This window comes from Peribacillus sp. NPDC076916, from assembly GCF_050269675.1.
Lineage (GTDB): Bacteria > Bacillota > Bacilli > Bacillales > DSM-1321 > Peribacillus > Peribacillus aracenensis.
Genome location: NZ_JBNNIU010000020.1, coordinates 36,554 through 46,300, shown reverse-complemented (window position 1 = coordinate 46,300; position 9,747 = coordinate 36,554). Strand labels below are relative to the sequence as shown.

Annotated in this window: 11 protein-coding genes and 1 pseudogene; 1 reads left to right on the top strand and 11 read right to left on the bottom strand. The window is 33.7% G+C overall.

The genetic code is table 11. The features are described 5' to 3' along the window. Positions 1-156: 156 nt before the first annotated feature. The 9 genes from ACQKFG_RS26780 to ACQKFG_RS26740 form a co-directional block, all read right to left on the bottom strand. Positions 157-339, bottom strand: a complete 183-nt coding sequence (locus ACQKFG_RS26780; RefSeq protein WP_427564063.1) for a hypothetical protein — start codon at positions 337-339, stop codon at positions 157-159. A 182-nt stretch (positions 340-521) separates the two neighbouring features. Continuing rightward, positions 522-797, bottom strand: a complete 276-nt coding sequence (locus ACQKFG_RS26775; protein ID WP_427564061.1) for a hypothetical protein — start codon at positions 795-797, stop codon at positions 522-524. Positions 798-802: 5 nt separating this feature from the next. Continuing rightward, positions 803-1,027, bottom strand: coding sequence for a hypothetical protein (locus ACQKFG_RS26770; protein ID WP_427564059.1), 225 nt, complete (start codon positions 1,025-1,027; stop codon positions 803-805). 677 nt (positions 1,028-1,704) lie between these two features. Further along, on the bottom strand, positions 1,705-2,697 hold the full coding sequence (locus tag ACQKFG_RS26765; protein ID WP_427564057.1) for an NADP-dependent oxidoreductase: 993 nt from the start codon (positions 2,695-2,697) through the stop codon (positions 1,705-1,707). A 103-nt stretch (positions 2,698-2,800) separates the two neighbouring features. After that, the gene (locus tag ACQKFG_RS26760; protein ID WP_427564055.1) at positions 2,801-3,859 is read right to left on the bottom strand and encodes an alkene reductase; all 1,059 of its coding nucleotides are present in this window, start codon (positions 3,857-3,859) and stop codon (positions 2,801-2,803) included. A 14-nt stretch (positions 3,860-3,873) separates the two neighbouring features. Beyond that, the gene (locus tag ACQKFG_RS26755) at positions 3,874-4,722 is read right to left on the bottom strand and encodes an alpha/beta fold hydrolase (protein ID WP_427564053.1); all 849 of its coding nucleotides are present in this window, start codon (positions 4,720-4,722) and stop codon (positions 3,874-3,876) included. 110 nt (positions 4,723-4,832) lie between these two features. Beyond that, positions 4,833-5,408, bottom strand: a complete 576-nt coding sequence (locus tag ACQKFG_RS26750) for a TetR/AcrR family transcriptional regulator (protein ID WP_048678351.1) — start codon at positions 5,406-5,408, stop codon at positions 4,833-4,835. 493 nt (positions 5,409-5,901) lie between these two features. Next, positions 5,902-6,621, bottom strand: coding sequence for a nucleotidyltransferase domain-containing protein (locus tag ACQKFG_RS26745; RefSeq protein WP_427564050.1), 720 nt, complete (start codon positions 6,619-6,621; stop codon positions 5,902-5,904). 202 nt (positions 6,622-6,823) lie between these two features. Beyond that, positions 6,824-6,919, bottom strand: coding sequence for an anti-repressor SinI family protein (locus ACQKFG_RS26740; protein ID WP_427564065.1), 96 nt, complete (start codon positions 6,917-6,919; stop codon positions 6,824-6,826). 1,185 nt (positions 6,920-8,104) lie between these two features. Here ACQKFG_RS26740 and ACQKFG_RS26735 point away from each other — a divergent pair. After that, positions 8,105-8,421, top strand: a pseudogene (locus ACQKFG_RS26735) (recombinase family protein); the annotation flags it as partial. 261 nt (positions 8,422-8,682) lie between these two features. On the opposite strand, the gene ACQKFG_RS26730 reads toward ACQKFG_RS26735, so the two are convergent. Together ACQKFG_RS26730 and ACQKFG_RS26725 are read right to left on the bottom strand one after the other, a co-directional pair. Continuing rightward, the gene (locus ACQKFG_RS26730; protein ID WP_427564048.1) at positions 8,683-8,925 is read right to left on the bottom strand and encodes a hypothetical protein; all 243 of its coding nucleotides are present in this window, start codon (positions 8,923-8,925) and stop codon (positions 8,683-8,685) included. A 136-nt stretch (positions 8,926-9,061) separates the two neighbouring features. After that, complete coding sequence (locus ACQKFG_RS26725) at positions 9,062-9,736, bottom strand: DNA alkylation repair protein (protein WP_427564046.1); 675 nt, start codon at positions 9,734-9,736, stop codon at positions 9,062-9,064. Positions 9,737-9,747 lie beyond the last annotated feature (11 nt).

Sequence of the window (9,747 nt, the reverse complement as noted above, 5' to 3'; positions counted from 1 at the left end):
CTTGGGCTATCAAACCCCACAAGCCATTGAAGATCGAATTAGGAATACAGCTTAAGATTTAACATTTTAGTGTCCAAAATATTGACTCAAATCCATTAAGACAGATCCAATCTTCAGCTAACCCGTTAGTTGAACAAGATTTTACCAATAAAAGTCTTATCTTTCAGACTTCTTTTTAAAAACAAAGAAAACCAATGAATAAATGACCAAATATATTAATGCTTGACCCATTGAATTTTCACTAAGAAAATTGTGAATGCCATTAGCACGAAGTATGGAACGAATAACAACGGAAAGAATTGCAGCAATAAATACAGAAATCAAGACTCTTTTGCCCATAAAATTTTACTCCATTTTTTTATTAATAATTTAAATCTATTTTACTAAATATTTATGTTTTTATATATTGGAAATATTAAGCTTCTTCAACTAAACTGCCCCGTTAGTTGCATAAAGAAAGAGCTGCCTTAAAGACAGCTCCGATCTTCAACTAACGCACCCTTTAGTTCATTAAGGATTAATTAAAACTTAATGTTTAATAATTCTTTCATTTCAAGAAGAACATCAGTATGTTTTTCTTTTGATAAATACATCATTTTCTGTTCTTCTCCATTTGTTTCTTGCTTCTTTCCGTTCGTTTCTTGAAACATAATCCTTCCATCACTAAAAAAATTTATAGTGTATACTTTGTTATCCATGGTTTCCTTATCGGATAAAACAAAAAAGTAATTCCCTTTTTTATTTAATTCTTTACTCTTCTCCAATAACTCCTTATTAGGAGGTTGCACAACTTCCATTTTGTTCACTTTTCTATAAAAGCCTGTATTTCATTAATATCTGTAATGACCTTTGAAGTTGACTGGGAAGTTACCCCGTCCTCATCAACACCTTGCACTAATAAAGTTGTATATTCATCTTCATTAGGTATTTCTAAAATTTTACTTTTTGTTTTTGTAGTTTCTAAACTACAAGCATTTAAGAATATTATCATTAAAATGCACATAGAAAACATCTTGAAAATCTTCAAATTTCATCCCTCCATTTCTTCCTTCTACAATATATGTAAATTGAAAAATTATCCATATTTAGTGAACTATCCTGCCCCGTTACTTCCATAAAAAAAGCTGCCTCCTTAAAGACAGCTCTGCTCTTCAGCTAACGCACCCGTTAGTTCTACAGAAATGCGCCCTATAACAAAAGATTATTCAAAAATATGTCTGCTGCATAGATATCGCAGAATCACCCTCGTTCTGGAAAGTAAAACTAAGGCATTGAATTAGTTGTAAAGAAGATAGCAATTGTAACTACAACTAAAAAAGCCATAAAGTAACTTGATGTCATTATCAATTTCTTTACAATGTCTGTTTCTTTCATTTTCTTATAAGCAACAAACCCAAGAACAATGGACGTAATCCATATAAATACACCCCATAGAGAGAATAAATATACTGAATTCGCAACCCAAAATATCAAAATTAATAAGTGAAAAAGCAACAAAAGCCAAGCTAGTTGTTTCATATTTCTCTCCGATCCTCACCACAAATGATTGCTCTAAATAACCCATTAATGCAGTTCCGTAAGAATAAGTTTGCCGCAGCAACCTGGATTATTGAAGTAAAGCACCCGTTAGTTCTATAAGCAACCTCGATAAGTTAAAAAAACAAACACTTTCTACCTAAGGAAAGGTTTGTTAGATAAGACTAATTATTTTAATTTAAGTATTATTTTTCCTTTTGCTCTTCCCGCCTCTGCATACTCCAATGCTTTTTGGGCATCTTCGAAAATAAAAACTTTATCAAGTGTAGGCTTAATCACTTCTGACTCTAACATTTCTGTTAAAATTTTCAACTGCTCTCCACTATGCTTCATAAAAAGAAACGTGTATTGGACATTATGTTTTTTTTCTAGCTTCGTAAGTTTATAACTTGCAATTGAAAATAAGGTTTTTTTAAATGAGCTAAATCCGTTTTCTTCAGCAAAGCGACCATTCGGGATTCCAGATATAGAAACAATCTTTCCTCCTTTTTTTAATGTTACAAATGATCTCTCTAACGTCGCCCCCCCAATGGTATCAAGAACTGCGTCGTAGTCTCGAATCGAATGTTCGAACTTTTCTGTCTTGTAATTAATAACTTCGTCAGCGCCAAGAGATTTTACTAAATCACTACCATCACTAGCTGTAGTTGAGACAAAAGCCCCCATATGTTTTGCAAGTTGGATAGCAAATGTTCCTACTCCCCCTGATCCTGCATGTATTAATATTTTATGTCCTTTTTCAATTCGCAGAATATCATGTAAAGCTTGGTAGGATGTCAATCCGACTAGAGGGATGGAGGCAGCTTCTTCAAAACTTAAATTTTTAGGTTTTAATGCAATATCTTCTTGGTTAACAGAGAGATATTCAGTAAAAGTTCCCATTTTATTTGCTCTAGGTCGACCATATACCTCATCACCGACTTTAAACTTCGTGACACTAGTACCTACTTCAACAATTTTTCCAGAAAAATCGTTTCCTAAAATTAACGGCATCTTGTATTTCAATAATATTTTTAATTCACCTTTTCGAATTTTTGTATCAAGAGGATTTATACTTGCCGCATATATCTCAACTAAGACCTCGTCATTATTTATTTTGGGCATAGGGAAGTCTAAAAAATTTGGTTTTTTACCGTAGTTTTCAATTGCTAAAGCTTTCATTACAATCCTCCACATTTTTATTTAACGCACATGTATCTTTTCATAACAAACCTAAGAAAAAAGATTATGAATATCCCTAGATGGGATATTCATATTAAATAAATTATTTTAAGAAAGGATAATCTGTATAACCTTCTTTTCCTCCTGCATAGAGCGTGTTTTTATCAGGTTCGTTTAGGGGAGCACCTGATTGAATCCGTTCTACAAAGTCTGGATTAGCTAGTACCCAAGTGCCTACTGTGACAACATCTGCAAGATTATTATCTACATCAGACGAAAGTTGATCTAGAGGACGACCTGGACGGTTAACAAGAAGTGATTGATCCCAAAGTTGACGCACATCTTTTAGGAATTGCTCGTTTCCAAAGTGCATTAAATGCAGATATGCAAGGTTAAGCTTATTTAATTCACTTATTAAATAGCGATACATCTCAAGGCTATTTTCCCCCTCATCAATGCCTTGCATTGTTCCTTGAGGAGAAAAACGGATGCCTGTTCTTTCTGCTCCTATTTCATCAACAACTGCTTTAGCTACTTCAATAGCGAATCGAGAACGACCCTCAACCGTACCACCGTATGCACCTTGACGATGATTGGAGTTTTCACTAAGGAATTGTTGGATCAGATAACCATTCGCTCCGTGAATTTCAACTCCGTCTGCACCAGCTTCAATTGCTGAACGTGCTGCTAAACGAAACTCATTGATAACATCTTTTATCTCAAGCTCACTCAATTCTCTTGGAGTTGGAATTTCTTTCATTCCTTCTGCCGTGAAAATTTCTACACCAGGTGCAATAGCTGACGGTGCAACTGCTTGGCGGTGGTGAGGTGTGTTATCAGGGTGTGATACACGTCCCACATGCATAAGCTGAACAAAAATATGACCGCCTTCACTATGAACTTTAGAAGTTACTTTTTTCCACCCTTTAATATGATTTTCTGTATAAATACCAGGTGTATTAGTGTAACCTTGACCATCATCTGAAGGTTGGGTTCCTTCGCTTATAATTAAACCGACTGAAGCACGCTGACCATAGTACTCTGCTACTAAATCGCTCGGCGTACCATCTGGTAAAGCTCTACTTCTAGTCATTGGAGCCATACCTATACGATTTTTTGAGTCAATGTTTCCGATACGAACTTTTTCAAATAATCTGCTCATATGAATACTCCTTTTTAATAAGAATTAGAATCAAGAAATAAATTTACGTGTTCTGCAAATAGTTCTGGAAATTGAAACAGATGCCCGTGACCAGAATCAGGATATATAATCAGCTGTGCTCTGGGTAATTTCTCTGTTAAGATATAACTGTTTTTAGTCGGTACCATCACATCATTAACACCATTAGTAACAAGTACAGGGTGTTTGATGTTTTGTAACCATTCATAATCATGATTAGATTTTTGTTCAGCCCATTTTGCAATGGCTTGTAATTGTGCCTCTTTTACTTGTTCTGAACTGTTTACTTTTTTCTGATTAAAAATTCTTTGTAGTGAAGCCATTCCTGCAGATTTACTTGTTTCGGTTTGTTCGTAGAAAAAGAACATAAAATCATTTATTCCATCTTCTTCCGTTCCGCCGTGACGATTCATTCTTTCAAAAATCTCTGGATTTGGATTAATACCAGATTCAGGCGAAGTACCTGCCATAATAATTTTTCTTACTAAATCTCCTTCTTGTAAAGCTAGCTCTTGTGCAACCATGCCACCAATGGAAAAACCAAGAATGTCAACTTGTTCTAATCCAAGAGCTTTTATAAATGTTGCTGTATCTTTTGCCATATCAGCAATTGTAGTAGGCGTTAGTCCATCGGTCTCACCAACCCCTTTATTGTCAAATAAGATTACTGGGCGTGTATTTGCAATAGGTTCAAGTATGTTTGGATCCCAGTTTTCCATCGTTCCTCTAAAGTGAACAAGAAATACTACTGGTATACCATCTTGTGTACCAAATTTTCTATATGCGTAACGAGTTCCATCTGCTTCAATAAATTCTGATTCTGTTGGTATTTTAAAGTTTGCCATTTTTGTGTTCCTCCTTAGAAATTAAAAAACGATTTTATAAGTATGCATTATGATGGTTTGTTTCATATTAATTTTAGAATGAACGTTCTCAAAAGGGTAAAAAAAGAAAGCTAGTCCAACACTGAAAGTGCTAGAGTGATGATACCTTCTAATTCTTTTTTATTGTAATTAGTTTTTATTAGTACTCTTATACCTACCAAATTGTTGTGTAAGAAACGAGATGTGTTATCAGAATCGATTTCTTTTGATAGCTCTCCACTAGTTTGGCCCCGTTTTATAAGGTTATTAAACATATCTTCAGTACGGTTAAACATTTTTGTAACTATGCGTCCAATTTCTTTGTCCAACAAAGATAATTCTATGGCTGCATTTACTGATAGACAACCTTTTGGGTATTGTTCAATGGAATTCAGTACGAAAATAAAAACATCACGTATCGTCTGTTTAATGGATGAAGTGCTACTAATTATGCTTTCCATCTCATTGACGATGAGCTCTTCATAGTGATTAAGGGAAGCTAAAAACAATGAACGCTTGTCACCAAATGTATCATATATACTCCTGCGGTGTATCCCCATATGATCCACCAAATCTTGCATGGATGTTTTCTCATAACCCTGTTCCCAGAAAAGCTCCATTGCTTTTCTTAATACTGCTTTTTCGTCAAACTCTTTACTTCTAGCCATTTTATTTCTCCTTTAAAAAAATCCATGAACCAATACTAACAAAAACAAACGTCATAATCTATTATAGAATGTTCATTCTAAAATAAACAAATGAATTTCAAACCATGATTAAATAATACCCTTTTTAGAACGATTAGTAAAGAATTATAACTAACCAATAATTCCCAATATATTTGCTACATATCACAATGTTATCCATTAACTTTCACTTAGGGTACCGCCAAACATTTTTTCTATTCGTTTAGTTTCTTCAGGATTGTTTTCTTCCACTGTTTCAATTAATGGATCAAACTCTTCTCATACCAAATAAACAAGAAACAGCAATTAGAAAAAAACATCTGAGCCCTTCTCAACCAAACTGCCCCAAATTAAGCAACCAGTCCTTTTAAATTTTACCACAAACAACCATTATCGTTGTTGAACTATCCTGCCCCGTTAGTTCCATAAGAATAAGGCCAGCCTTTTAGTTGAAAGAGTTAATTTTACTATTCAGCTAATTTTTGCCCAACGAAAAGCCATCAAACAACCGTCCACCATATGGTTTCAAGACCTTATCAACTAATTGCACAACTTTATTTTTATCGCCTGTCTTATATAAAACATCAAAGGCTTCAACAAAATGATTAGCGAATTTCTGGTCATATTGTTTTAATGAACGTACTATCCATTTAGAAGCCCCAATCCATTGAAGGTTTGATCTTAAATAAAATTCGCTAACCAGTTCAGCTAATGTGTTAGCAATAAATATTTCTTCGGCTCTATTTTTACTGCCTATTAAATCGTCTAGTGCATCAGTTATAAAATATCGCTTTGTTTTAATGGTTTCATCTGACCATTTCTTCGGACCCTGGTCTAATATTTCTTTCGCCTCTTTTTTTATGGATTCTATTATTCTGTCATCTTTTAAAATAATGCCTTCTGAAACCATTCTGGGCATAGAAGGTCTTGCTCTTTCGTAATCACTTTCAAAAAAATGCCTATACGAGGTTAGGTTATGTACAAAGACCTCTATAGCCCAACCAAAGTCAATTAATGACTCTCTGTAAGGTGAACTAAGGTTTTTATCAAAAACAACAATATCAAGGTCCGATGTTTCTGTTGCTTCACCTCGAACGACACTCCCAGCTAATAGAGCTCCTTGGCAATTTGGAAAATACTTATAGATAAACTGTTGTGCTGCTTCAAGTGGAATTAACCTCTTAAAATCCTCCATTACCTTCACCTCTGAAGACGAATTTTCAGTTACTATTTATACATTTCGATTTTAAGGCGAGGATACCTCTAAAAAGTAATGTCCCTTCTTCAACTAAACTGCCCCGTTAGTTCCATAAGAAAAAGGCAGCCTCAGCAACCTGTCTTATTGTAGAGTTGACACAATCTATGCAGCAGCTTATAAGGTGAAAATAAAAAGGACCTTATCGAGGTCCCGAAGATTGATTTAAGAATTCGTTAATTTTATCAATAGATATACCAGATTCTTTAGCTAAAAGAATTAAACTTATCCACTCAATATCTAAATCAATATTTGATTCAACCTCATTAATTAAATTGATAATATTATACCTCCTTAATAAACTTGAGAATAATATATCTAATTATACATTTTTCCAACGAGGTTTTAATGTAATTTTCCGAAAATTCCCTACGCGTTTCTACAAAAATCATCGTCTTACTAAGAAACTACGTTTATTCAACTATCCTGCCCCTTTAGTTCCATAAGAAAAAGCTGTCTTAAAGACAGCTCCGATATTAAGCTAACGCACCCGTTAGCTTAATAATTTCTATTCATTTAATTTCTACAGTTCAGAAATAATATCAGAACTTCTTGGCATTAACAAAATAATTGCCAAAACGATAAAAAGAATACCAACAACCTATCAGAAGTAATAATAAATAATAAAATCCCACTCAATCATCTCATAACACTAACCAGATCTTATCCAGCATTTAATAGAGGAGCTATTATTATTGATAAACCTAAACTTATTAAGAATGTTATAAGCCAATCTCTTTTTTTCGTCAGTTTAAAAAGTATATTCAGAACCGAACTAATACATATACAAACTAAAAATACGACTAAAACCATAATAAGTTCCAAGTAATTCCCCCCAACAATAAGTTTTACTTTATATTTTAACATAAAAACCCAAGTCATTTATGGAACTATCCTGCCCCTTTAGTTCCATAAGAAAAAGCTGCCTTATAGACAGCTCCGTTCTTCAACTAACGCACCCGTTAGTTTAAGTAGATTTCTTCACAAATTCACTAAATCGTTTTTTATCGGTCAGTTTTCAACAAATTTAATTTACTTCTTTTTTATATTTACTGCTAAACCTTCTATACCATTTTTAGTAAGAGTTTTATTCACTATTTTTTCCGGATTTTGTATTGTACTATCGAAATCTTCTTTTGAAGTTCTAATCCCCAAATTAACTGAGTTGTTTTCTGTGGATATTCCATAAGCTACAACAACGTCAACCTACTGCTTGTCTAGCTCCTTAAAATCTATGATTCAATTTCCTTTTCTTTCTTATTTGTTGAAAATATTTCTGGGTCTTTAGGAGTATTAGAACAAGCAGTTAAAAACATAAACACTAGACTTACCAATATTAAGTTCTTATTAATGATTTTTCCTCCTCTTTTATTTGGCATATTAATCCCTTGATTTAACATTACCTTAATTATTTTCTTTGCTCAAAAAGGGAGCACATTTAAAGAGTTTAAAGGAATCCTGGCTCGATACAACAACAGCCCATGGAAAAATGCTGTTTACCATTTTTGCTGGGATTGCACAATTTGAAAGGGATTTAACCTCTGAAAGGACAAAAGAGGGATTTTGACTGCAAGGAAACGAGGAAAGCTTCCTGGAAGACCGAAAGCAGATGAAGAAAAGATCCAATATGCTCTATATCTTATGGAACAGGGAATGAGTCGAACGGATGCTGCAGAGAAAGCCGGTATTTCTAGAATGACTCTGTATCGTAAGATACAAAACAATAATGAGACTAACTAGTAACCAATGGGGCAAGAGGTGTCTAAGCTATGTCTACTTTGCCCTGGTTTCAGCAACGCTGGTACTGGGCCTATTGCCCATGTTTTTCATAAGTATTATTTATAGGGATAATTAAAGCCATTTAGTAATTCATCAGTATACGAATGTGTTCAAAACCCAGTTTAAGATAATAGGTACGACAAATCCAAGTCCAATGGAAATAATTAAGGCGACTATAATTTTTAAATTACTTACAGTTTTAATATAATACACAACCCTTCTTTATTCATTATCATTTTTCTCATGATTAATTTTGTGATTTTCCAAGTGTTCCCTTAGAACACCTTTTCCAAATTTCTTTTCAAACTCATCAATAGCACTTTGGAGTCTTTTTTCGGTAATTAATTTACTTCCGTCAGTACCAGATAGCTTCCCTATTAATTGAACAACTAATACCTTTAGTATTAATTTCTTTTTTATCCTTTCCAGTTCATTTGTTCCTCCACATTTTGTTTTAAACGACACAAAAGACATGTTCACCTTATACAACTAAACTGCCCCGTTAGTGCAAAAAGAAAAGAGCCGGAGACTCGTTAATAATCTTCAGCTCTTGCACCCTTTAGTTTAGTTCACTTGTTAGCTTAATATCGTTAAACATAATTTACAGATTTTTCAATGCTTCTCGTCTACTAAGTGGCTTTAAATTGTTTAAAGAAACAAACTCTTTTACAACTAAGGGGTTTGTTTTTGCATATTCTCTCAAGATCCAACCTATTGCTTTTTGAACAAAAAATTCTTCACTATCAGCCCTATTAAGAATATATTGAAATAAGCGTTTTTCATCCGTCCGATTCTTGTAATAAAGTTGATATAGTAACGCTGATCTTTGTAACCAAAAATTCTCATCTAAAATCCATTGATCTGCATATTGAGAAATTAGTTTTGGATAGGCTATAAACATATAACCCATTATATGAGGGGAAAGCACATCCACAGTATCCCACCATGACTTATTAACTAATAAGGAACTTAACCATTGCATATCGTCGGGGGTGAGATCCATTTTTACTTTGTCAAGTATATCGAGTGCTCCTTTTTGATACTCTCTTTCTGCACGTTCCCACAATGTAAGAATGACATCTTTTAGGTAATCTTTTTTCGGTACACCAAATTCACTTAAAAAATGTTTCGTTAGTTTTCGACGTATTGGTGTTCGAATACCTAAAAAGTCAAACTGGTTCCTCAAGTAATTTTTAGACCAGTTAGCATAATCCATATCAATATGTTGGGTATATAGTTTAACAAGTTCCTCAACGTAACTGTTTATTATGACCATTACTTAGCACC

Coding starts and splice junctions, on each gene's coding strand:
- ACQKFG_RS26755 (WP_427564053.1), bottom strand. CDS start 4,722: ATGGCAAACTTTAAAATACCAACAGAATCAGAATTTATTGAAGCAGAT.
- ACQKFG_RS26750 (WP_048678351.1), bottom strand. CDS start 5,408: ATGGCTAGAAGTAAAGAGTTTGACGAAAAAGCAGTATTAAGAAAAGCA.
- ACQKFG_RS26725 (WP_427564046.1), bottom strand. CDS start 9,736: ATGGTCATAATAAACAGTTACGTTGAGGAACTTGTTAAACTATATACC.
- ACQKFG_RS26745 (WP_427564050.1), bottom strand. CDS start 6,621: ATGGAGGATTTTAAGAGGTTAATTCCACTTGAAGCAGCACAACAGTTT.
- ACQKFG_RS26760 (WP_427564055.1), bottom strand. CDS start 3,859: ATGAGCAGATTATTTGAAAAAGTTCGTATCGGAAACATTGACTCAAAA.
- ACQKFG_RS26780 (WP_427564063.1), bottom strand. CDS start 339: ATGGGCAAAAGAGTCTTGATTTCTGTATTTATTGCTGCAATTCTTTCC.
- ACQKFG_RS26765 (WP_427564057.1), bottom strand. CDS start 2,697: ATGAAAGCTTTAGCAATTGAAAACTACGGTAAAAAACCAAATTTTTTA.
- ACQKFG_RS26775 (WP_427564061.1), bottom strand. CDS start 797: ATGGAAGTTGTGCAACCTCCTAATAAGGAGTTATTGGAGAAGAGTAAA.